At 70.5% G+C, this 23,467-nt stretch carries 20 protein-coding genes; 10 read left to right on the forward strand and 10 right to left on the reverse strand.

Annotated features, from left to right (window positions below):
• Window positions 1-5: 5 nt before the first annotated feature.
• The 10 genes from BLR99_RS03000 to BLR99_RS03045 form a co-directional block, all read right to left on the reverse strand.
• Window positions 6-1,427, reverse strand: a complete 1,422-nt coding sequence (locus tag BLR99_RS03000; protein ID WP_074686817.1) for a formimidoylglutamate deiminase — start codon at window positions 1,425-1,427, stop codon at window positions 6-8.
• Window positions 1,424-2,674: an imidazolonepropionase gene (gene hutI, locus BLR99_RS03005; RefSeq protein ID WP_074686819.1), complete on the reverse strand. Its 1,251-nt coding sequence runs from the start codon at window positions 2,672-2,674 to the stop codon at window positions 1,424-1,426. Before hutI ends, BLR99_RS03000 begins: the two co-directional genes overlap by 4 nt.
• Window positions 2,675-2,709: 35 nt before the next feature.
• Entirely contained in the window at window positions 2,710-3,315 is a 606-nt protein-coding gene (locus BLR99_RS03010; RefSeq protein WP_017438439.1) for a HutD/Ves family protein, read from the reverse strand.
• A 4-nt stretch (window positions 3,316-3,319) separates the two neighbouring features.
• Entirely contained in the window at window positions 3,320-4,174 is an 855-nt protein-coding gene (locus tag BLR99_RS03015; protein ID WP_011796041.1) for a phytanoyl-CoA dioxygenase family protein, read from the reverse strand.
• The gene (gene hutU, locus BLR99_RS03020; RefSeq protein ID WP_017438440.1) at window positions 4,174-5,898 is read right to left on the reverse strand and encodes a urocanate hydratase; all 1,725 of its coding nucleotides are present in this window, start codon (window positions 5,896-5,898) and stop codon (window positions 4,174-4,176) included. The genes BLR99_RS03015 and hutU overlap by 1 nt, the downstream gene beginning before the upstream one ends.
• 36 nt (window positions 5,899-5,934) lie before the next feature.
• A complete protein-coding gene (hutH, locus tag BLR99_RS03025) occupies window positions 5,935-7,473 on the reverse strand; it encodes a histidine ammonia-lyase (RefSeq protein ID WP_046059500.1) in 1,539 nt (512 codons plus the stop codon).
• 115 nt (window positions 7,474-7,588) lie between these two features.
• Window positions 7,589-8,371 (reverse strand): histidine utilization transcriptional repressor HutC, encoded by a 783-nt coding sequence (gene hutC / locus BLR99_RS03030; protein WP_011796044.1) that lies wholly within the window; start codon window positions 8,369-8,371, stop codon window positions 7,589-7,591.
• 43 nt (window positions 8,372-8,414) lie between these two features.
• Window positions 8,415-9,194 (reverse strand): ABC transporter ATP-binding protein, encoded by a 780-nt coding sequence (locus BLR99_RS03035; RefSeq protein WP_011796045.1) that lies wholly within the window; start codon window positions 9,192-9,194, stop codon window positions 8,415-8,417.
• 176 nt (window positions 9,195-9,370) lie between these two features.
• Window positions 9,371-10,240 (reverse strand): ABC transporter permease, encoded by an 870-nt coding sequence (locus BLR99_RS03040; protein WP_011796046.1) that lies wholly within the window; start codon window positions 10,238-10,240, stop codon window positions 9,371-9,373.
• A 46-nt stretch (window positions 10,241-10,286) separates the two neighbouring features.
• Window positions 10,287-11,252: an ABC transporter substrate-binding protein gene (locus tag BLR99_RS03045; RefSeq protein WP_074686821.1), complete on the reverse strand. Its 966-nt coding sequence runs from the start codon at window positions 11,250-11,252 to the stop codon at window positions 10,287-10,289.
• A gap of 392 nt (window positions 11,253-11,644) precedes the next feature.
• Between BLR99_RS03045 and BLR99_RS03050 the strand changes: the two genes are divergently transcribed.
• From BLR99_RS03050 to BLR99_RS03095, 10 genes are read left to right on the forward strand one after another with little or no spacing between them, the layout of a single operon-like run.
• Window positions 11,645-12,502 (forward strand): STAS domain-containing protein, encoded by an 858-nt coding sequence (locus BLR99_RS03050; protein WP_074686857.1) that lies wholly within the window; start codon window positions 11,645-11,647, stop codon window positions 12,500-12,502.
• A 15-nt stretch (window positions 12,503-12,517) separates the two neighbouring features.
• Complete coding sequence (locus tag BLR99_RS03055) at window positions 12,518-12,892, forward strand: STAS domain-containing protein (RefSeq protein ID WP_011796049.1); 375 nt, start codon at window positions 12,518-12,520, stop codon at window positions 12,890-12,892.
• Window positions 12,882-13,286: an anti-sigma regulatory factor gene (locus tag BLR99_RS03060; RefSeq protein ID WP_074686823.1), complete on the forward strand. Its 405-nt coding sequence runs from the start codon at window positions 12,882-12,884 to the stop codon at window positions 13,284-13,286. The genes BLR99_RS03055 and BLR99_RS03060 overlap by 11 nt, the downstream gene beginning before the upstream one ends.
• On the forward strand, window positions 13,286-14,362 hold the full coding sequence (locus tag BLR99_RS03065; protein WP_074686859.1) for an ATP-binding SpoIIE family protein phosphatase: 1,077 nt from the start codon (window positions 13,286-13,288) through the stop codon (window positions 14,360-14,362). Before BLR99_RS03060 ends, BLR99_RS03065 begins: the two co-directional genes overlap by 1 nt.
• 25 nt (window positions 14,363-14,387) lie before the next feature.
• Window positions 14,388-15,284: a sensor histidine kinase gene (locus BLR99_RS03070; protein ID WP_011796052.1), complete on the forward strand. Its 897-nt coding sequence runs from the start codon at window positions 14,388-14,390 to the stop codon at window positions 15,282-15,284.
• A gap of 5 nt (window positions 15,285-15,289) precedes the next feature.
• Complete coding sequence (locus tag BLR99_RS03075) at window positions 15,290-17,281, forward strand: hybrid sensor histidine kinase/response regulator (protein ID WP_011796053.1); 1,992 nt, start codon at window positions 15,290-15,292, stop codon at window positions 17,279-17,281.
• Between the two features lie 21 nt (window positions 17,282-17,302).
• A complete protein-coding gene (locus tag BLR99_RS03080; protein WP_074686825.1) occupies window positions 17,303-19,972 on the forward strand; it encodes a hybrid sensor histidine kinase/response regulator in 2,670 nt (889 codons plus the stop codon).
• A gap of 8 nt (window positions 19,973-19,980) precedes the next feature.
• The gene (locus BLR99_RS03085) at window positions 19,981-20,631 is read left to right on the forward strand and encodes a biliverdin-producing heme oxygenase (protein WP_233427207.1); all 651 of its coding nucleotides are present in this window, start codon (window positions 19,981-19,983) and stop codon (window positions 20,629-20,631) included.
• 52 nt (window positions 20,632-20,683) lie between these two features.
• On the forward strand, window positions 20,684-22,921 hold the full coding sequence (locus BLR99_RS03090) for a GAF domain-containing protein (RefSeq protein WP_074686827.1): 2,238 nt from the start codon (window positions 20,684-20,686) through the stop codon (window positions 22,919-22,921).
• 35 nt (window positions 22,922-22,956) lie between these two features.
• Window positions 22,957-23,346 carry a response regulator gene (locus BLR99_RS03095; RefSeq protein WP_011796058.1) on the forward strand — a complete coding sequence of 130 codons (390 nt, stop codon included), beginning with the start codon at window positions 22,957-22,959 and terminating at the stop codon, window positions 23,344-23,346.
• Window positions 23,347-23,467 lie beyond the last annotated feature (121 nt).

Raw genomic sequence — 23,467 nt, forward strand, 5'->3', positions numbered from 1 at the left:
CAGTTTCAGTATTGCAGCAGCCCGGAGCGTACCCCGGCGAAGGCGGCCGCGCTCTCTTCGTGCAGGGCATGGCGGCCCCCGGCGACGCGCTGCACGCCGGCCGTCCAGACGGCATCGAGCGCCGATGTGCGGTGGCTGGCGAAGACATGGGCGGCGAGCTGGCTCTCGGCCGGCAGGCCGCGCAACGCGATGTGCTCCGGATCCAGCGCGACGAAATCGGCCGGAGCGCCCGGCGCGAGGCCCGCCCGCGCGCCGGGCGACGGCAGACGGCCGGCGGCCTGCGCGCCGCCCTGCACGGCCTGCAGCAGCATGGCGGTGGCGACCTGCGGTTGCGCTTCGGTGCCCAGCACGTTGCGGCGGCGCAGGGCCAGCCGCTGGCCGTATTCGAGCAGCATCAGCTCTTCGGCCGCGTTCACGCAGGCATGGCTGTCGGAGCCCAGGCCCCAGGCCCCGCCGGCCGCCCGCCAGCGCGGCAGGTCGAAGATGCCGTCGCCCAGGTTGGCCTCGGTCGTCGGGCACAGCCCCGCCACGGCACCGGACCGGGCCGCGCGTGCGGCCTCCGCATCGCTCAGGTGCGTGGCGTGGACGAGGCACCAGCGCGCATCGACGGGCGCATGGTCCAGCAGCCACTCCACGGGCCGCTGGCCGCTCCAGGCGATGCAGTCATGCACCTCCTGCGTCTGCTCGGCGATGTGGATGTGCACCGGCGCGGCGGGAACGATGGCGTCCAGGCCCTGCAGTGCCGCGTTCAGGCTGTCGGGCGGCACGGCGCGCAGGGAATGCGGTGCGAGGCCCAGCACGCCGCCCTGCGCGCGCACCACGGGCGCGAGGCGTTCGAGCAGCGCGAGCATGCCGTCGGTACGGTGCAGGAAGCGCCGCTGGCCCTCGCGGGGCGGCTGGCCGCCGAAGCCGCTGGCCTGGTAGAGCACCGGCAGCAGGGTGATGCCGATGCCGGCACGCCGTGCTGCGCGCAGCAGCGCGAGCGACATCTCGGCGTCGTCGGCATAGGGGCGGCCGTCCCCGGCATGGTGCAGGTAATGGAACTCGCACACCGCCGTGTAGCCGGCCTCCAGCATCTCCACATAGAGCCAGGTGGCGATCGCCTCCAGCGCCTCGGGCGACATGCGCGCGGCGAAGCGGTACATGAGGTCGCGCCAGCTCCAGAAGGAGTCGTCGCTGGCCGCGCGGAATTCGGTCAGGCCGGCGAAGGCGCGCTGGAACGCGTGGGAATGCAGGTTGGGCAGGCCCGGCAGCAGCGGACCGGGTGCGCGCGCCACGGCGGGCGGCGGGGCACTGTCCGGCTGTACGTGGGTGATGCGCCCGTGTTCGTTCCAGCGCAGCAGCACGTCCCTTGCCCAGCCGCCGGGCAGCAGCGCCCGTGCGGCGAAGAGCGCGCCGCCGCCGGAGTGGAAAGTCTGGCCGGTCATCGCTGCACCACCCTGCCCTGCCGGACGATTGCCTGCGGCGGCTGGTGGCCGAACCAGTAGGCCAGCTCGGCCGCTTCGGCGAAGGGCCAGAGCACGAATTCGGCCGGCCGGCCGGCGGCGATGAGGCCGTGCGTGTCCTGCAGGCCCAGGGCGCGCGCGGCATGGGTGGTGATGCCGGCCAGGGCCTCGGGCACCGTCAGCCGGAACAGCGTGCAGGCCATGTTGGCCATGAGCCGCAGGCTCAGGGCGGGCGAGGTGCCGGGGTTGTGGTCGGTGGAGACGGCCATGGGCACGCCCGCCTCGCGCAGCGCCTGGATGGGCGGCAGGTGGGTGTCGCGCAATGTGTAGTAGGCGCCGGGCAGCAGCACGGCCACCGTGCCGGCTGCCTTCATCGCGGCGATGCCTTCGGCGGACAGGTGCTCGATGTGGTCGCACGACAGCGCGCCATAGCGCGCAGCGAGCCGGGCGCCATCCATGTCGGAGAGCTGCTCGGCATGCAGCTTGACGGGCAGGCCCAGCGCCTGGGCGGCCTGGAAGACCTGCTCGGTCTCGGCCAGGCTGAAGGCGATGCGCTCGCAGAACACGTCCACCGCGTCCACCAGGCCTTCTTCGGCCAGCGCGGGAAGCATCTCGCGGCAGACCAGATCGATGTAGTCCTGGCTGCGGCCGGCGTATTCCGGTGGCAGCGCATGCGCGCCCAGGAAGGTGGTGCGCACGGTGACGCCGCAGGCCTCGCCCAGCCGCCGCGCGGCGCGCAGCTGCTTGCGCTCGGGCTCCAGCGCCAGGCCGTAGCCGGATTTGATCTCGATGGCGCACACGCCCTCGTCCAGCAGCGCCTGAAGCCGCGGCAGGGCCTGCGCGAACAGTTCGTCTTCCGAAGCGGCGCGCGTGGCTTTCACGGAGGAGACGATGCCTCCGCCGGCCCGGGCGACCTCTTCGTAGCTGGCTCCGGCCAGCCGCATGGCGAATTCGTTGGCGCGGTGGCCGCCATAGACGAGGTGGGTGTGGCAATCCACAAGGCCGGGCGTGGCCAGGGCGCCCCCACCCGCATGGCGGGGCAGCGCGGCGAAGGCCGGCGGCACGGCGGCCACGGGTCCGACCCAGCGCACGGTGCCGCCCTGCACCACGACGCAGGACAGGGCACCGTCGGGCACGGCCACGTCAGGGATGAAAAGGCCTTGCGCCAGCCGCAGGCCGGTCCAGCAGCCGTCGGCGCTGGACAGGGAAGAAAAAGGTGTAGGCTGCATGGGATTCCCTCTGGAGCGCGCGGCGCTCCGTTCCATCAAGAGTGCTGCAGGGCCGGCGCGGGGGCCGCTCCGGCGTCCGGCGCCAGGCCGATCCAGGCCAGCACGGCCCTGCCGGCATCCTCGGGAGCGAGCTGCAGCGGCTGGCCTGCCTGTTCGCCCCACCACAGTCCATGGCCCGGCCTGTAGTCGCCGGCACCGTCGCTCCACGTGCCGGCGAGCACCAGGCAGACACCGGCGGGCGTGGAGCCCGGCCGCACGCTGCCCGACACGACTTCGATGGTGCCCTGCCATGCCCCGCGGCGCAGCATGAGATTGAAATCCGTGGAGGCTCCGCCGATGGGCGTGCAGTCGAGTGCGGCAGCCCCGTCGAACGACCAGGGGCGCCAGGGCTCGTCGAGCCGGTGGTCGATGCCGCTCGCGCTCAGGTGCACGCCTTCGCCGTCGAGCAGCATGATCTGCCGCTGTATGCCCGGGTAGGCCGAGAACGGGCCCGCGCGGTCGATGGTGGCCGCGCTCACGCGCCAGCCGAAGCCGTCCATGCCGGCGCCTGGAGGCCAGCAGACGATCTCGCGCGTGGCGCCGCCGCCGTTCCTCCACGGGGTCGGCGCGATGGCGGCCAGGTCGAAGCGCTGCAATGCCATGGCGTCAGGCGCCCTCGCCCGCCAGCAGCGGGAAGAGCGGATGGGCCATGGGCGCGCCGGCAGGGAGTTCGCCGGCCAGGCCGGGGAACTCCGGCGAGGTGGTCCAGGCGCGCGGCGCATGGCGCACGTCGTCGCCCAGGAACCGCACGGAGAACACCCGCCGCCGGCCCGGCCCCTCGAAGCCGCCGGCCGCGTGCAGGGTGAGCATGTGGAAGCACACCACGTCGCCGGGCTCGATGTCCCAGCCCAGGATGTCGAAGGCCGCACGTCGGGCCTCCACGTCGGGCAGGTCCTGCAGGCTGCCCTCGGGGAACCACTTCGCCTGGTGGTCCATGAAGCTGCGCGGCATGAGCCACGGCCCTCGGTGCGAGCCGGCCACGAACTCCAGCGTGCTGGCACGCGGCACCGGATCCACCGGGATCCAGCAGCTGATGTTCTGCATGCCGTCGATGTTGTAGTAGGGCTGGTCCTGGTGCCACGGCGTGCGCTGGCGCGTGCCCGGCTCCTTGACCAGCACGTGGTCGTGGTAGAGGCGCACGCCGCGCGAGCGCATGAGCCGCTGCGCGGCGAGGGCCACGGGCGTCTCGGCGATGAAGCGGCCGAACGCGGGAATGTCCTGCCAGTTGCAGAAGTCCTCGAAGAAGCGGCCCGGGTCGTCCGCGCGGCTGGCGATCTTGGCGCGCGGGCTGGGAGAGGCCAGGTTGGCGTCGATGCCGCCCTCCAGCAGCGCCACCTCGTCGGGCGTGAGCAGGCCGCGCAGGCACACTGCACCGTGGCGTGCGAAATCGGCCACGAGTTCGTCGGTCACACATTCGGACACGCGCCGGGCGATCGCGGCAGTGGCGGCGGCGCGCAGCATCACTTCACCATCGGCAGGTGCAGCTGGTGCTTCTTCGCCGTGGCGATGGCTATGTCGTAGCCAGCGTCCGCATGCCGCATGACGCCACTGGCCGGATCGTTCCAGAGCACGCGCTCCAGGCGGGCCGCGGCTTCCGGCGTTCCATCGGCCACGATCACCACGCCCGCATGCTGCGAATAGCCCATGCCCACGCCGCCGCCATGGTGCAGGCTCACCCACGTGGCGCCGCCCGCGGTGTTGAGCAGCGCGTTGAGCAGCGGCCAGTCGCTCACCGCGTCGGTGCCGTCCTTCATCGCCTCGGTTTCGCGGTTGGGGCTGGCGACGGAGCCGGTGTCCAGGTGGTCGCGGCCGATGACGATGGGCGCCTTCAGCTCGCCGCTTTTCACCATCTCGTTGAAGGCCAGCGCCGCCTTGTGGCGCTCGCCCAGGCCCAGCCAGCAGATGCGCGCGGGCAGGCCCTGGAAGGCGATGCGCTCGCGGGCCATGTCGAGCCAGCGGTGGGTGTGCTTGTTCTCGGGGAACAGCTCCTTGATCTTGGCGTCGGTCTTGTAGATGTCTTCCGGATCGCCCGAGAGCGCCACCCAGCGGAACGGGCCTTTGCCTTCGCAGAACAGCGGGCGGATGTAGGCCGGCACGAAGCCGGGGAAATCGAAGGCGTTCTTCACGCCCTGGTCGAAGGCCACCTGGCGGATGTTGTTGCCGTAGTCCACCGTGGGAATGCCCATGGCCTGGAAGTCGAGCATGGCCTGCACGTGGACGGCGCAGCCCTGGGCGGCGGCCTGCTTCAGGCGGGCATGCTGCGCCGGGTCGGCGGCGGCGGCCTGCCATTGCTCCACGGTCCATCCCACGGGCAGGTAGCCGTTGATGAGGTCGTGGGCCGAGGTCTGGTCGGTCACGATGTCGGGCCGGGGGCCGCCCGCCTTTGCGCGCCTGGCCAGTTCGGGCAGCACCTCGGCGGCGTTGCCCAGCAGCGCGATCGACACCGCCTCGCCCCGGGCCGTGTGGTGCGCGATGAGCGCCAGCGCATCGTCGATGTCCCTCGCCTGCTTGTCCACGTAGCGCGTGCGCAGGCGAAAGTCGATGCTGGACTGCTTGCATTCGACGGCCAGCACGCAGGCCCCCGCCAATACGCCCGCCAGCGGCTGCGCGCCGCCCATGCCGCCCAGGCCCGCCGTCAGGATCCACCTGCCCGAGAGGTCGTTGCCGTAGTGCTGGCGGCCGGCCTCGACGAAGGTCTCGAACGTGCCCTGCACGATGCCCTGTGCGCCGATGTAGATCCAGCTGCCGGCCGTCATCTGGCTGTACATGAAGAGGCCCTTGCGATCCAGTTCGTTGAAGTGTTCCCAGTTGCCCCACTTCGGCACCAGGTTGGAGTTGGCGAGCAGCACGCGCGGTGCGTTCTCGTGCGTCTTGAACACGCCCACGGGCTTGCCGGACTGGATCAGCAGGGATTCGTCAGCCTCCAGGGTCTGGAGCGACGACAGGATCTGGTCGAAGCACTCCCAGTTGCGCGCCGCGCGGCCGATGCCGCCGTACACCACCAGCGATTGCGGGTTCTCGGCCACGTCCGGATCCAGGTTGTTCTGGAGCATGCGGTAGGCGGCCTCGGCGAGCCAGTTCTTGCAGTGCAGCTGGCTGCCCCGCGGGGCGCGGACCACGCGCGCGGGATCGTGGCGGGGGTCTGCGTGGGTGGCAGCGGACAGGATGGCGTCGTTGGCGTTCATGGCATCGCTCCTTGGGCGTTCGTGTACGGACCGGGATTACTGGAAGCTGGGCAGGCAGGCCGCGAGCGGCGCGGGCCACGCCGAGGTGCTGGCCCACAGGCGCATGGCCTCGATGTCGGGCGCGAGGTAGCGGTCCTGCTCCAGGAAGGCCACGCGCCCGCGGATGGCGGCGAACTGCGCCTCGATCAGCGGGGATGATTCCAGGCTGCGGTCGAACTCCATGCCCTGCGCGGCGGCCATGGCCTCGATGCCCACGATCACCGCCGTGTTGCGCGCCATGTCCAGCAGGCGCCGCGCGGCGTAGGTGGCCATGGAGACGTGGTCTTCCTGGTTGGCCGAGGTGGGCAGGCTGGTCACGCTGCTGGGGTGGGCCAGGCACTGGTTCTCGGCGGCCAGGGCCGCGGCCGTGACCTGGGCGATCATGAAGCCGGAGTTGACGCCGCTGTCCCGGATCAGGAAGGCCGGCAGGCCCGACAGGCCCGTGTCGAGCAGCAGCGCGAGGCGGCGCTCCGAGATGGCGCCGATCTCCGACAGCGCCAGAGCGATGATGTCCGCCGCGAAGGCGACCGGTTCGGCATGGAAGTTGCCGCCGGAGATCACCTCGCCCGTGTCCGTGAATACCAGCGGGTTGTCCGACGCGGCATTGGCCTCGATCTGCAGCACGCGGGCGGCATGCGAAAGGTTGTCCAGGCAGGCGCCCATGACCTGAGGCACGCAGCGGATGGAATACGGGTCCTGCACGCGGCCGCAGTCCGGGTGGGAGGGATCGATGGCGCTGCCTTCCAGCAGCGCGCGCACGGCGGCGGCGACGGCGATCTGGCCGGCCTGCCCGCGCGCTTCGTGGATGCGCGCGTCGAAGGGCTTGACCGAGCCCTTGATGGCCTCCAGCGTGAGGCAGCCCGACACCAGGCCGGCGGCGAACACGTTCTCGGCCGCGAACAGTCCCGCCAGCGCCAGCGCGGTGGACACCTGCGTGCCATTGAGCAGGGCCAGGCCTTCCTTGGGACCCAGCACGAACGGCTCCAGCCCCACGGCGGCCATGGCCTCGCGGCCGGTGACGATCCGGCCACCGACCTGGGCCGCGCCCTCGCCGATCAGCACGCAGGCCAGGTGCGCCAGGGGCGCGAGATCGCCCGAAGCCCCCACCGAGCCCTTGGTGGGAATCACCGGCAGCACGTCGGCATTGGCCAGCGCCAGCAGCGCATCGACCAGGGCCGGGCGCACGCCCGAATGGCCGCGCGCCAGGCTCACGGCTTTGGTGGCCAACACCATGCGCACCACGCCGTCCGGCAGCGGATCGCCCGTGCCCACGCTGTGCGAGAGCACCAGGTTGCGCTGCAGCTCGGCCAGCCGGTCGTGCGCGATCTTCGTGCTGGCGAGCTTGCCGAAGCCGGTGTTGATGCCATAGACCACCTGTTCTTCCAGGGCGATGCGGTCCACCGTCGCCTGGGAAGCCCGCATGCCGGCCAGGGCGGAGGCATCCAGTGCCAGCCGCTGGCCGCCGGCGGCGATGGCGCGCAGTTCGGCCAGGGTGACCCGGCCGGGGTGCAGTACGAGGGTGGGCATGGCGCTCATGGCTTTTCCTGTATATACAAGTCAATCTACAACTGGGCCGACGGTTTTTCCCGGCGGCGGGCGCATTGAACCACGGAATCACCAGCTTGTATATACAGGTTGGTTTTCACGTGTCTCACCCGACGAGCGGATGGCCGTCGGCCCGGATGCGGCTGCCGAGCCGGTAGCGCGAGCCCGGGTGCAGGCAGCGCACCAGCGTGACCGGCATGCCCCGCGTCCAGGTCCGGCGCGTGAGCAGCAGGCACGGGTCGCCTCCCGCCATGTCCAGCAGGCGCGCCTGCTCGGGCGTGGGCAGCACGGCATCCACCACGTGCTCCATCTGGTCGAACGGCACATTGCGCACCAGGTACTCGGACGGCTGCAGCCGCGTGAAGTCCTGCGCGCCGAACTGCGGCACCGCGCGCGGGTTCACGTAGCGGTCTTCCAGTTGCACCGGCACGCCGTCCTCGCGGTGCACGCAGACCGCGTGGAAGACCGACTCGCCCGTGCGCAGGTCCAGCGCGGCCGCGATGTCCAGCGGCGCGGAGACACGCTCCACCGCGAGCACGTCGCAGCGGTAATCGTGGCCGCGCTGCCGGATCTCGCTGGCGAGGTTGGCGATCTGCAGCAGCGTGGACTGCGGCTTGTCCTCCGCCACGAAGCTGCCCACGCCGGCCACGCGCACGATGCGGCCCTGCTCCGCCAGCTCGCGCAGCGCGCGGTTCACGGTCATGCGCGACATGCCGAACTGCTGCACCAGTTCGCTCTCCGACGGAAGCCGGTCGCCCGCGCGCCACGATCCGTCCTGGATCCTGCGCACGATGTGGTCCTTGATCTGCTGGTAGAGGGCGAGCGCCGGTTCGGCGGCGGCCGGCGGGCCGGCGGGTCGGGAGGGGCGCTTGCGGGCGGTCGTCTTCATGCGCGGGACTCTAGCAGCGCATCGCGCGATGGCCGGCCACCCATCAATGCGCCTCGGCCGCCGTGGATTCGGCCCGGATTTCCTCGGTCAGCCGCGCCTTGAGTTCCATGAACTCCGGCGAGGTCTTGAGCGTGTAGTGCCGCGGATGCGGCAGATCCACCGCGACCTCCGTCTTGATGCGCCCCGGCCGCGCGCTGAACACGGCCACGCGGCTCGCCATGAAGATGGCCTCGTCGATGTCGTGGGTGACGAACATCACGGTCTTGCGCTCGGCCTCCCAGATGCCCAGCAGCAGCTCCTGCATCAGCACGCGGGTCTGGTTGTCGAGCGCGCCGAAGGGTTCGTCCATGAGCAGTATCTTCGGATCGTTGGCCAGCGCGCGGGCAATGGCGGTGCGCTGCTGCATGCCGCCCGAGAGCTGCCTGGGATGGTGCTGTTCGAAGCCGCGCAGCCCCACCTTGGCGATGAAATAGGCCGCCCGCTCCTTCTGCTGCGGCTCGGGCATGCCCCTCTCCCGCAGGCCGAAACGGATGTTCTGCTCGATGGTGAGCCAGGGAAACAGCGTGTAGCTCTGGAACACCATGCCCCGGTCGGCGCCCGGGCCTTCGACCGGCCGGCCGTCCAGCAGCACCCGGCCGCTGGTGGGCTGGTCCAGCCCCGCCACGATGCGCAGCATGGTCGATTTGCCGCAGCCCGAAGGGCCCAGGATGGTGACGAAGTCGTTGTCGGCCACATGGAAATCGACCGGCAGCAGCGCCTGCGTGGCCGGCACCCTGGCCGAGGTGAAGGTGCGCGACACGCCCTGGATATGCAACTCACTCATCTCGGTTCTCCGTAACACAATGCGCCACCCACAGTCCACGCAACTGGCGCGACCCGCGCGCGGGCAGCCGAGCAAGGGCCGCCCCGCTGCGAGGGCTGCGTCCCCCTGCCCGCCTTGCGCAGCAAGGCGAGAGCGGGGCGAAGGACCGCAGGGCCTCAGGGGGGTGTCGTTTCATTTCAGATGGCGCTCCAGGCGAAGAGGCGGCGGTTGAGCGCCTTGAAGAGGAAATCGGACACCAGGCCGATCAGGCCGATCACGATGATGCCGAAGATGATCTGCCCGGTGTTCAGCAGCGCCTGGCTGTCGGTGATCATGTGGCCGATGCCGGACGACGAGCCGATCAGCTCGGCCACGATCACGTAGGTCCAGGCCCAGCCGAGCACCAGCCGCAGCGTCTCGGCGATGTCCGGCGCGGCGCCCGGAATGAGCACGCGGCGCACGATGCCCGTGGGCGTGGCGCCCAGCGTGTAGGCGGCCTCGACCAGGTCCTTGCGGGCGTTGCCCACGATCACGGCCACCATCAGGATGATCTGGAATACGGAACCGATGAAGATCACCAGCAGCTTCTGCAGTTCGCCCAGTCCGGCCCAGAGGATGAGCAGGGGAATGAAGGCCGATGCCGGCAGGTAGCGGCAGAAGGACACGAAGGGCTCCAGGAACGCCTCCACCCCCTTGTGCGCGCCCATGGCGATGCCCAGCGGCACGGCCACCAGCGCGGCCAGGACGAAGCCGCCCAGCACGCGCCACACCGTCATGCCGATGTCGTGCAGGAAGCCGAACTGCGTGAACAGCAGCCAGCCCTCCCGCACCATGGTGATCGGGCTGGCCAGGAAGGTGGGCGACACGTAGCCGCCCAGCGTGGCCACCGACCACACGGCCACGAAGAGCGCGAAGAAGGCCGCGCCCAGCAGCCAGCGCGTGCGCGGGGCCACCGGCTCCAGCGGGCGCAGGCGGCGGCGCGGCGCGGCATGCACGGCCGCGGATGCCGGTGCGGCAGGAGCGCCGGGTTGGGGATCAGCGGGCATGGCGCCCGTCACTCGGCTCATCGCTGGGCTCTCCTGGCTAAGAACGTGGGCAGTGGCGGCGAACGCATCACTTGATGAAGCTGTCGTCGAACATGGCGGCGAAGTTGTCCGGCTGCTTGCGCACGACGCCCGCCTCCAGCAGGATCGCGCCGGCATCCTTCATGAACTGCTGCAGCTCGCCTGCGAAGAACTTCTGGTTGGCGGCCTTGTCCTGCCAGCGCAGGTAGGCCGAAGACTTGGCGAAGGCCTCGCCCGTCTGCTTGACGGCGGCGCCCATGATCTCGTTGGACCTGGCCGGGTCGGCCTTGATCATCTCCAGCGCATCGAAATACGACTGCGTGAGCGCCTGCGCGGCCTTGGGGTTCGCCTTGAGCCACTCGGGCGCGCAGCCCACGGTGTCCATCACCATGGGGTAGCCGATGGTGGTGGCGAGGATCCTGCCCGCCTGCGGGTTGGCGCGGATGGTGGACAGGTACGGCTCGTAGGTCATCGCGGCGTCGTTCTGGCCCGACACGAAGGCCTGCGCGGCCGGCTGCGGCTCCAGCGACACGGTCTTCACGTCTTTCAGCGTCATGCCGTTCTTGGACAGCATCCAGGCCAGGCCGAAGTACGGCGCGGTGCCTGGCGCGCTCACGGCGACGGTCTTGCCCTTGAGGTCGGCGAAGCTCTTCACGTCGTTGCGCACCGCGATACCGTCGGCGCCGTAGGACTTGTCCATCTGGAAGATCTGAACGATGGGCACGCCGTTGGTGTTCCAGGCGACGTGCGTCTCCACCGTGGTGGCGGCGCACTGGATGGCCTTGGATGCCAGGGCGAGGTGGCGGTCCTTCTGCGGAATCATCTTCAGTTCCACGTCCAGGCCATTCTTCCTGAAGATGCCGGCCTTGTCGGCCAGGGTCAGCGGCGCGAAGCCGGTCCAGCCGGACATGCCCAGCGCGATCTTCGTCTCCTGGGCCTGGGCGGCCATTGCCAGCCCGACCATGCCTGCCGCGGCGGCGAGCCGCGACACACCACTCGATACCGTTCTGCCCATCGTCCTGCTCCTCGTGAATTGAATGCACCTGGGAAATCGACTGCCCGCCCATTCTTGCCCCCTGCCCATGCTGTCTATACAGGGTTAACGCGCACGCATCCGGCTGCATGGCGGGCGGCAAGGCCGGGCGGTCGAGCCGCCGGGCTCCATGCAAGAAGGAGACCAGGGCTCCCTCCGGGGAAACCCTGCCTGGAACGGCTTCCCGGACACGGATGCGGTCCGCAAATCCCCGGCCCGGTGCGCCGGCTGTTCCCTGCACACCACAAGCGTGCGGCGCCATGGGCTGGCCGTGTCGGAGAGTTCCGTAAAAGCCGCCCCTGCCCCCCGGACGGACATGCCCCCGCCCTTAGAATTTGACACATCTACAACATCGAGCGAAAGCGGCCTTGGCCATGACTCTGCAGTACGAGGCCCTCGCGGCCATCCTGGATCGCAAGGAAGAGGCCATCCTCCAGGAATGGCTGGCCGAGGCGGCCCAGGGCGACGCCCTGCATTCCGCTGGCGCCGTCTCCGATGCGCGGGACATCCTGCAGGCGCTGCGCACTGCGCTGCAGAGCGCGCCGCCGCCCGCCGGCCACCCGCAGGCGGGCAGCGCATGGCACACGCTCGACGGCGTGCTGGAGTCCCTGTCGCGCTCCCGGGCCGCCCGCGGCGAGACCGCCGGCGACACCAGCCTGTTCGTGCTGGCGCTCAAGAAGGCCCTGTTCACCCAGCTGCAGGCGACATCGCAGGACACCACCGCCCTGCAGTCCGCGCTGTGGAACACCACCGCCCTGGTGGACCGCATGGCGCAGCACACGGTCAACACCTTCCAGCAGGCGCGCGAGGACATCATCCGCCGCCAGCAGGAAGAACTGCTGGAACTCTCGACCCCGGTGGTCAAGCTCTGGGATGGCGTGCTCGCCGTGCCGATGATCGGCACGCTCGACAGCAACCGCACCCAGGTGGTGATGGAAACACTGCTGCAGCGCATCGTGGATACCGGATCCGACATCGCCATCATCGACATCACCGGCGTGCCCACCGTGGACACGCTGGTAGCCCAGCACCTGCTCAAGACGGTGGCCGCCATCCGGCTCATGGGCGCCGACTGCATCGTGAGCGGCATCCGGCCGCAGATCGCGCAGACCATCGTGCACCTGGGCATCGACCTGCAGGGCATCCACACGCGTGCCACGCTCGCGGACGCGCTCGCCCTCGCGCTGCAAAAGAGCGGCTGGCGCATCGAGCGCGACCGCGCGCCCACCTGAGGGGGAAGGACAGGCATGGAACGCATACCGATCCTCCGCATGGGCAACACCCTGCTGGTCACCATCCAGGTGGACATGCAGGACCGCACCGCCCTCGCCCTGCAGGAAGACCTCGCCACGCGCATCGCCGACACCGGCGCCACGGGCGTGATGATCGACATCTCCGGACTGGAGATCGTGGATTCGTTCGTGGGCCGGATGCTCAGCAGCATCTCCGGCATCGCGCGCATTCTTTCTGCACATACGGTCGTGGTCGGCATGCAGCCGGCCGTGGCCATCACCCTCGTGGAACTCGGCCTGTCGCTGGACGGCGTGCGCACCGCGCTCAACGTGGAGCGCGGCATGGAACTGCTGCGCCGCATCCGCGAGGAGGCCCCTCTTGGCCGATGACACCTCGGGCACCCTGCCCCTCGAATCCGAGCAGCACATCGTGCTGTGCCGCCAGGCCGTCCGCACGCTGTGCGGCAGGCTCAGGTTCTCGCTGGTGGACCAGACCAAGGTCATCACCGCGGCCAGCGAGCTGTCGCGCAATACCCTGATCCACGGCGGCGGAGGCCGCATGCGCTGGGAACTGCTCGACCAGGCCGGGCGCTCCGGGCTGCGCATGCACTTCGAGGACGAAGGCCCGGGCATTGCCGACCTGCAGCTCGCCCTGTCGGACGGCTGGACCTCCGGAGGCGGCATGGGCCTGGGCCTGCCGGGCAGCCGTCGGCTGGTGAACGACTTCGACATCCGTACCGCCCCCGGCCAGGGCACCTGCGTGACCATCACGAAATGGAAGTGATGGACGCGACGCCCCATGCCTCCGCCGAGGTCCTGCACGGCTGGACCCACGTGGCCTTCCCGATCGACGACGCCAGCCGCGTCGGCGAGGCGCGGCGCTTCGGCGCGCACGCCAGCGGGGACCTGGGCTGGAACGCCACCGATGCCGGCCGGCTGTCGCTGGTCGTCACCGAGCTGGCCACCAACCTGCACCGGCACGCCCGGGGCGGCCGGCTGCTCATCGCGGCCATACCCGGGCGGCGCACGGTGGAGGTCATCGCCATCGACAACGGCCCCGGCATCGCCGACCTGCGGCTGGTGATGCGCGACGGCTATTCCACCGGCGGATCGCCCGGCACGGGGCTGGGCGCCGTCCGGCGCCTCGCGGACAGTTTCGATCTCCATTCCACGCCCCAGGGCACGGTCTGTGTCGCGCGGGTGCAGGAGCGCCCCCAGGAGGAAGAGGATGGCTTCGCGGCCGCCGGCGCCGTTCCGCGCCGCGCCGCGCCGCTGCCGGAGGTCCGCGTCGGCGCGATCTGCCTGCCGCTGAGGGGAGAAACCGTCTGCGGCGACGCCTGGGCGGCCGCCATCGACGGCGAGCGCGTGGCGCTGTGCGTCGCCGACGGGCTCGGGCACGGCCCCGAAGCGGCCCGTCCCTCGCAGGCGGCGCTGTCTGTCTTCCTGCAGTCACCGTTCAACGAACTGGGCGGCATGGCCGACCGCGCCCATCTGGCGCTGCAGGGCACGCGCGGCGCGGCCGTGTGCAGCCTGCGCTGGGACGGCCCTGAGGCTCCCGTGCACAGCGCCAGCATCGGCAACGTGTCGGCGCGCCTGCTCTCCGGCGTGGCCGACCGGTCGGTCCCCGCCCAGCACGGGACCGTGGGCCTGCACATCCGCAAGGCGCGCGAGACCGCCACGGAGCCCCCGGCCCATGCGTTGGCCGTGGTGCATACCGACGGTATCGAGGCGCGCTGGAACGCCTCCGCACTCCTTCCCCTGCTCGGCCGCGACCCGACGCTCGCGGCCGCCGTGCTGCTGCGCGACCACCACCGGGCCCGCGACGATGCCACCGTCGTCGTGGTCCAGCGCACGGGTTGAGCCCGCGTACCCGAGGAACCGCACGATGACATCCGAGCAAGACCAGGCGGCAGCCACCTCTGCCGAGGCGCTGCGCGCCGCGCTGGCGGCCAGCCAGCAGGAAATCGAACTGCTGCGCGCGGAGCTGGAGGAAACCAACCGCGGCGTGGTGGCGCTCTATTCGGAACTGGACGCACAGGCCGAGCAGCTGCGCAAGGCCACCGAGATGAAGAGCCGGTTCCTGGCGTACATGAGCCACGAATTCCGCACGCCGATCAGTTCCATCCGCAGCATTGCCCGGCTGCTGGCCGACCACGTGGACGGCCCGCTGAACGCCGAGCAGTCGCGGCAGGTGGCCTTCATCCAGGCCACTGCCATGGAGTTCTCCGACATGGTGGACGACCTGCTCGACCTCGCGAAGATCGAGGCCGGCCGCGTCGATATCTCGCCCGCCTGGTTCGAGATGGTGGACCTGTTCCAGGCCCTGCGCGGCATGTTCAAGCCGGTCGCCACCAACCCCGATCTCAACCTGGTGTTCGAGGAGCCCCGCAACCTTCCGCCGCTCTTCACGGACGACCGCAAGCTGTCGCAGATCCTGCGCAACTTCATCTCCAACGCGCTCAAGTTCACGCCGCGCGGCGAAGTCCGCGTGTCCGCGCAGGCCTGCGACGGAGACCGCGTGCGCTTCTCGGTGGCCGACACGGGCATCGGCATCGCCCCCGAGTTCCACGCCAGCGTGTTCGAGGATTTCTCGCAGGTCGGCTCGCCCCTGCAGAAGCGCCTGCGCGGCACCGGCCTGGGCCTGGCGCTGTGCCGCCAGCTCGCCGAACTGCTCGGCGGTGCCGTGGAGCTGCAGAGCGTGCCCGGCGAAGGATCGGTGTTCTCCGTGACGCTGCCCGTGCGCCTGCCGGAGCCTGCGCCTGCCACCGGGATCGCGGAGTGACGCATATGCTCGACGTCGGAGCCATCCACGCGACCATCGAACGCTCGGCCCACACCGTGCTGGTGGTGGACGACAACCCGGTCACCCGCTATTCCACCGCGCGCGTCGTGCGCGCGGCGGGCTTCCAGACCATGGAAGCCGAGAGCGGCGCACAGGCCCTGCAGATGGCGGGCGAAGGCATCTCGGCCGTGGTGCTGGACGTGCACCTGCCGGACATCGACGGCTTCGCCGTCTGCCGCGCGCTGCGTACCCGCGAAGACACGGCCCAGTTGCCGGTGATGCACCTTTCGGCGGCCCACGTGCATGCCGAGGACCGCGTCACCGGGCTGAACGCCGGGGCCGACGCCTACCTCACCCATCCCGTGGAACCCGCGGTGCTGGTGGGCACCCTGCAGGCACTCATCCGCGCGCGCACTGCGGAGGACAGCCTGCGGCGCAGCGACCGGCGCTTCCGCGCCATCTACAGCCAGGCCCTCAGCGGCATCGGGCTGCTGGAGCGCGACGGGCGCTTCACCGACGTCAACCCGGCGATGGCGCGCGTGCTCGGGCGCACCCGCCAGGAAGTCCTCGGCCGCGCGATCAGCGACTTCGCCCCGCCCGGCTGGGTGGACTTCGTCAAGGACAAGACGGTGGACACCGGCCAGTCGGCCACCTGGCAGGGCGAGTTCCCGCTCATGCGGCCCTCGGGCCAATGGGTGTACCTGGAATGGAGCATTTCCGCGCACGTGGAACCCGGGATGCGCATGGCCCTGGCCGCCGACATCTCCGAGCGGGTGGAACTCGACAGCCGCCGCCAGGAGGTGCTGGAGCGCGAGCAGGCGGCCCGCGCCACGGCCGAGCGCCTGAGCCGCACCAAGGACGACTTCATCGCCGTGCTGTCGCACGAGTTGCGCACGCCGCTGAACGCGATCGCCGGCTGGGTGCACATCCTCAAGCGGCGCGGCGGCACGCCGGAACTCATCAAGGGCCTGGATTCCATCCACCGCAACGTCAAGGCGCAGGCGCGCATCATCTCCGACATCCTCGACGTCTCGCGCATCAACAGCGGCAAGCTGCACCTGGAGCGCGAGTGGACGCAGCCCATCGAGGTGGTGCGCTCCGCGATCGATGCGCTGCAGGCCTCCATCGCCGAGAAGCACCTCGAGATCGTGCTGCGCGCAGGCGAGGACATCGGTCCCGCCTGGCTCGACCCGACGCGGTTCCAGCAGATCTTCTGGAACCTGCTGACCAACGCCATCAAGTTCTCGAACGACAGCGGGCGCATCGACGTGTCGCTGTCCCGCGATGACGATGCGCTCACGCTGACCGTGCAGGATTTCGGACGCGGCATCTCGCCCGAATTCATCGAGCACCTCTTCGACCGGTTCACCCAGAGCGATTCACCGGACAACCGCCGCCACGGCGGTTTGGGCCTCGGCCTGTCCATCGTCAAGCATCTGGCGGAACTGCATGGTGGCGGCGCCGAGGCCTACAGCGCCGGCACCGGGGAAGGCACCACGATCACGGTCACGCTCACCGCGGCCTACGAAGGCGGCGCCAGCGCGAGCGTGCCTGCGGCGCTGGCGTCCGACGAGCCGGCCCCGGAGCCGGCCGAGGCCGAGCGTCCGCTCAGGGGCCTGGACATCCTCACCGTCGAAGACCACCCGGACGCGAGCGAAATGCTGGCCGTCGTCCTTTCGGACGGAGGCGCCCGGCCCCGGCAGGCGGTGGATTTCGACTCCGCGATGCAAGCGCTGCGCGAACGCTGGCCCGACGTGGTCGTGAGCGACATCGGCCTGCCCGGGCGCGACGGCTACGAACTCGCGCGGGCGCTGCGCGACATGCCCGTGCCGCAGGGGCTCAAGCCGCCCATCGCGATCGCGCTCACCGCGTTTTCGCGCCCGCAGGACGCGAACAAGGCCCTGGAAGCGGGTTTCGACGCACACCTGGGCAAGCCCCTGCAGCCCCATGCCCTGATGGCCACGATCGCGCGCCTGATGGCCGCCCGCCCGGCCTAGACACCGACGTCCCCTGACGCCATGACGATCCCACCGACCCCGCCCGCCGAGCGCCATGCCGACATCTTCATCGGCCAGAGCGAGATGGCACGGCGCATGCGCCAGCACGACTGGGAAGCGACGCCGCTCGGGCCGCCCGAACGCTGGCCCCAGGGGCTCAAGGCCGCGCTGCGCATCCTGCTGACCTCCCGCTTCGAAATGTGGGTGGGCTGGGGCCCGGACATCGCTTTCTTCTACAACGACGCCTACCGCCCCACGCTGGGCACCAAGCATCCCCAAGCGCTGGGCCGGCCCACTTCGCAGATCTGGGCAGAAATCTGGGACGACGTGAAGGACCGGATGCACGCGGTGTACCAGCGTGGCGAATCCACCTGGGATTCCTCCCTGATGCTGCTCATCGACCGTGCAGGAACGGGCACCCTCGAGGAGACCTACCACACCTTCTCGTACAGCCCGCTGCTGGACGACGACGGGCGCGTGAACGGCCTGTTCTGCGCGGTGTCCGAAGAGACGCGCCGCGTCATCAGCGAGCGGCGCCTGGCGGTGCTGCACGAACTGAGCGCGGCGATGTCGCTGGGCGGCACCCGCCAGCAGGTCGTGGACGGCGCCTGCGCCACCCTGGCGAACGCGCAGCACGACCTGCCCTTCTCGCTGATCTATCTCCACGATGCCCACGGCACGGCGCGGCTGGCCTGCAATGCCGGCGTGCCCTCGGGCCACCGGCTGGCGCCGCGCGAAATCGCGCCCGGCGCGCCGTGGCCCTGGCGCCTGGACCGGCTCGCGGCCGGCGAGGCCGCATTCGCAGTCCCACTGGAGCCGGCGGCCGACACGCCCACCGGCGCGTGGCAGGTTCCGCCACACACCGCGTTCGTGGTGGCGCTGCCCCCGCAAGGGGACGCCCGGTCCGCGGGCTTCCTCGTGTGCGGTGCGAATCCGCACCGCCCCGGGGACGACGCCGAGACCCGGTCGTTCGTGCAACTGCTCGCCGGGCAGGTGGCGCCGGCCGTCGCGCAGGCCGAGGCGCTGGAATCCCGCACGGCCGAGCGCGACCGCCTGCGCGAACTGTTCAGCAAGGCGCCGGGCTTCATGTGCGTGCTGCGCGGGCCCGACCACGTTTTCGAGTTCGTCAACGATTCATACCAGCAGCTCATCGGGCGCAGGGACATCGAAGGCAAGTCCATCCGCGACGCCATGCCGGAACTGCAGGGCCAGGGCATCCACGAACTGCTCGACGAGGTGTACCGCACCGGCAGGCCCTACATCGGCAAGAACCTCAAGGTCATGCTGCAGCGCGATCCCGGCGGTCCGCTGACCGAGCACTACCTGAACTTCATCTACCAGCCCACGCTGGACGGCACGGGGGCGGTGAACGGCATCTTCGCCGAAGGCTACGACGTGACCGACCAGCGCGTCGCGGAACAGGAACTGCGCGCCCTCAACAGCCACCTGGAAAGCCGGGTGGCCGAGCGCACCCGCGACCTGGAGGACGCTCTGGCGCGCCTCACCGCGGAATCCCGCGAGCGCGAGGCCGCCCAGGAGGCGCTGCGGCAGTCGCAGAAGATGGAAGCCGTAGGCCAGCTCACCGGCGGTCTCGCGCATGATTTCAACAATCTGCTGGCCACCATCAGCGGCAGCCTCGAGTTGCTCAACCGGCGCGTGGCACAGGGGCGCTTCGACGACCTCGCCCGCTACGTGGCGGTCGGCCAGGGGGCCGCGCGGCGCGCCGCCTCCCTCACCCACCGCATGCTGGCCTTCTCGCGGCGGCAGACGCTCGACCCCAAGCCCACCGATGTGAACCGTCTGGTGCGCGGCATGGAGGAGCTCATCCGGCGCACCATCGGCCCCGAGACCGAGCTGGAGGTCGTGAACGCGGTGGGCCTGTGGACCACCCATGTGGACCCGCACCAGCTCGAAAGCGCTCTCCTGAACCTGTGCATCAATTCCCGCGATGCCATGCCCGGCGGCGGCCGGCTCACCATCGAGACCGCCAATGCCTGGATGGACGAGCGCGCCGGACGCGAGCGCGACCTTCCGCCGGGCCAGTACGTGTCGCTGTGCGTGACCGATACCGGCACGGGCATGGCACCCGAGGTGATGCGCCGGATCTTCGAGCCCTTCTTCACCACCAAGCCGATCGGCATGGGCACGGGCCTGGGCCTTTCGATGGTGTACGGGTTCGCCCGGCAATCCGGCGGGCAGGTGCGCGCTTATTCCGAGCCCGGCATGGGCACGACGATGTGCATCTACCTGCCCCGCCACGAAGCGCCGCCCGAGGATTCCGACCTGCCGGCCCTGCAGCCCGCGGAGGCCGGCGAGGGATCGGGCACGGTGCTCGTGGTGGACGACGAGCCCAGCGTGCGCGCCCTGGTGGTGGAGGTGCTGCACGAAATGGGCTACCAGACCATCGAGGCGCACGACGGCCCCTCCGCACTGCAGGTGCTGCAATCGCGCACCCACCTGGATCTGCTGATCACCGACGTCGGCCTGCCCGGCGGCATGAACGGGCGCCAGCTCGCCGATGGCGGGCGCCTCACGCGGCCCGACCTGCAGATCCTCTTCATCACCGGCTATGCCGAGAACGCGGCCGTGGGCAACGGCCATCTGGAGCGGGGCATGCACGTGCTGACCAAGCCCTTCACGCTCGATGCGCTGGCCCACCGCGTGCGCACCCTCATCCCGCAACCGTCATGAGGCCTGCCGTGCTCCGTCCTCCTGGCCCGCCCGGCGACGCCATCCACGCGCAGGGCGGGCCCGCGGCCGACTGCCTGGGCGCCCTGCGGGACGCCACGCGCACGCGGCATGAGCGTCTCGACGCGGCACTGCCCATCGCCCGTCCGGGGGCGACGCTGGACGACTACATCCGGCACGCGAGTGCCCTGGCGGCCTGGCTCCAGGCCCTGTCTCCGCTGCTCCGCGTACTCGACGACGGAGCGTCCGCCTGGCCGCTGGACGATCCGGCGCGGCGAAACGCCCTGCGCGACGATCTGACGGATGCCGCGGCCGCCCCGTCCCCGTGCGCGGCCCCGGGAGCAGGAGCGGCCATCGATGCGGCGCTCGCGGCGTTTCCCGGGCGGCACGCTGCCGTGGCCTGGGGAATGGCCTACGTGGTGGAAGGGTCTCAACTCGGTGGACAATGGCTGTACCGGCGACTGGCCCGGCCCCTCGCGCCCCACCCCCTGCGGTACCTGCAGGGCAGCGGCGCCCGCACGGCGGAGCGCTGGAAGGATTTCACGGCCCGGCTGGCCCGCAACGTGCGGACGCCGTCCGACATCGAAGCCGCCTGCGCCGGTGCGTGCGCGGCCTTCGATGCCTTGCAACGGCAATACGATCCGCTGGAAATGCCCGCATGACTGCTCCACGCCCTTGCGCCCCGACACGATACGGTTCGATGGAGCCCTTTCCATGAATCTCCCGCTCCACACCGCGGCCCCCCCGGCGGCGACCCTCGACAATTGCGACCGCGAGCCGATCCACATTCCTGGAAGCATCCAGGACCACGGCGCGCTCGTCGCTTTCGATGGCGATGGCGTCGTCCGCTATGCGAGCGCCAACGCGGAGGACCTCCTGGGCTGCCCGCTGGTGCCGGGCAGCGTGCTCGAAGGGCTGCTGCCCCAGGCCCCGTGCTCGGCCGTGGCCGACAAGGTGCGCGAAGGCCTGATGGCGCTGCGGGGGGAAGCCGAAGTCCCCATGCCCGCGGAACTGCAGGTGGGCAGCCGGCAATTCGACGTGGTGCTGCACATCAGCGACAAGCTGCTCGTGGTCGAATTCGAGTCGCGCCGGCACAGCAGCGCGGAACTGGCCGTGTTCGCGGTGCAGGCGCACCGGGCCATGGAAAAGCTGCGCAGGCCCCGCGCCATCGACGACCTGCTGCAGCTGGCCACGGATGAGCTGCGCGCTCTGACCGGTTTCGACCGCGTGATGGCCTACCGCTTCCGGCCCGACGACAGCGGCGAAGTGGTCGCCGAATCCTGCATTCCCACGCTGGACCCCTACCGGGGGCGGCGCTATCCGGCCAGCGACATCCCCGCCCAGGCCCGGCGCCTGTACGTGGTCAACACCCTGCGCCTCATCGCCGACGTGGGCGCGCCCGTGGTGCCGCTGCTGCAGCGGGAGGCCGGGCCGCTGGACTTGAGCGCCAGCATCCTGCGCAGCGTCTCGCCCATCCACATCGAGTACCTCTCCAACATGGGCGTGGCCGCCTCGATGAGCGTGTCCATCGTCATCAACGGCCAGCTCTGGGGCCTGCTGGCCTGCCACCACATGCAGCCGCGCCAGGTGCCCTACAGCGTGCGCATGGCCTGCGACGTCATCGCGCAGGTGCTGTCGTCCAACATCCAGAATTCCCTGCTGCGCGCCCAGACGGAGCGCACGGAGGCCGCCGCCACCGTGCGCTCGCGCCTCATCGCGGACATCCTGCACTCCGACGACGAGTACGCTGCGCTGGCCCGCCACGCGGCCGAGCTCTGCACTGCCCTCCGCGCCGAGGCCGCCGTGGTGGCCACGGGCGCCAAACTGCAGCTTGTCGGCGGCATCCAGGAAGAGGCCGCCCAGGCCATCCTGGAATGGCTCGGCTCCGGCCCGGACGACGTTTCCCCGGACCGCCTGTTCCACACCCATGCCCTGCCCCGCCGCATGGAAGCCCTCGCGACACGGGCGGCGCCGTGGTGCGGCCTGCTGGCCCTGCCCTTCGACCGCGAACGCGGAGGCTGGGCGCTCTTCCTGCGCCGCGAGCAGATCGAAACCATCCACTGGGGCGGCCGGCCCGAAAAGGAAGTCCGTCCCGGCCCGCTGGGTCCGCGGCTCACGCCCCGGGGCTCTTTCGAGCTGTGGAAGGAAACCGTGCGCGCCACGGCCGAGCCATGGGAAGGCGTGGAACTCGACATCGCCGGGCAGGTGCTGGACGAACTGCAGCGCGCACAGCATGCCCGGCATGCCGAACTCAACCGGGCCCGCACCCAGCTCATGGCGGTGCTAGGCCATGACCTGCGCGACCCCCTGCACTCCATCAGCATGGCCGCGCGCGTGCTGGAAAAGGACGGCGACGCCAGCGGACGGACCGGCCGGCTGGGCCAGCGCATCCAGTCGTCCAGCAGCCGCATGCAGCGCCTGGTGAGCCAGGTCATGGACATGTCGCGACTGCAGAGCGGCCTGGGCCTGGACCTTCAGCTCGCCCGCACCGATCTCTCCGCCCTGCTCGCCGATCTCGTCGACGAAGCCAGCACGGCCCACCCCGACATCGAACTGCGCACCCAGTTGCCGCCCCTGCTCGAAGCCAGCGTGGACGCCGACCGGATCGCCCAGGTGTGCGTGAACCTCATGAGCAACGCGCGCCACCATGGCCGGCCGGGGCATCCGATCCATGTCTGCGCCCATGCGTTGCCGGGCGGTGGCGCCGCCATCGCCGTCCGGAACGTGGCCGCGCCCATCGCCGACGCGGTCGCGGGCACCCTGTTCAGCCCGTTCAAGGCATCCTCGACCGGCAACGCCCGCAACCGCTCCGGCATGGGCCTGGGGCTCTACATCGCCCATGAGATCGTCAGGGGTCACGGCGGAGACATCGCCTACACCTACGATGACGGTCATGTGGTTTTCTCGGTACGGATCCCTCCTGCTGCCTCGGGCACAATCGTCGGTTCCTGAAAACGGCCGCTCCGGCCGAGGAACCGCGACCCCTCATGCACGCAGACATTCTCATCGTTGACGACAATCACGAAGCGGCCGAGCTGCTGCGTGATCTGCTGGAACTCAACGGCCACAGCGTGCGGGTGGCGCTCGACGGTGCACAGGCGATCGCGCTGATGCGGGCGCAGCCCGCGCTGCTGCTGCTGGTGGACCAGCGCCTGCCGGACATGCTCGGCGCGGAACTGGTGCCGCAGCTCAAGGGCATCGCCCTCGCCGCCGGCCTTCCCGGGTGCATCGCCATCGGGATCACCGGGCTGAATGCCGCCGAGCGCGCCTCCCTGGGCGGCTTCGATCACGTGCTCGGCAAGCCGCTGAATTTCGGCACCTTCGACGCGCTCGTCGAGCGCTCGCTCGCCAGCCTGCGCCAACCCCGCGGGGCCTGACCTCCGCAAGCCCGCAGCCCTCCGCACAGCCGGTCCCACGCCAAGGCCGGGTCCACTCATCAGGTGCGTAGGTGGCCACTGACAGCGCATCGTAGGAACTTCCTGCAACCTTTTGTTGCGC

Origin of the sequence: Paracidovorax citrulli (assembly GCF_900100305.1) — a bacterium.
GTDB classification, from domain to species: Bacteria; Pseudomonadota; Gammaproteobacteria; order Burkholderiales; family Burkholderiaceae_C; genus Paracidovorax; species Paracidovorax citrulli.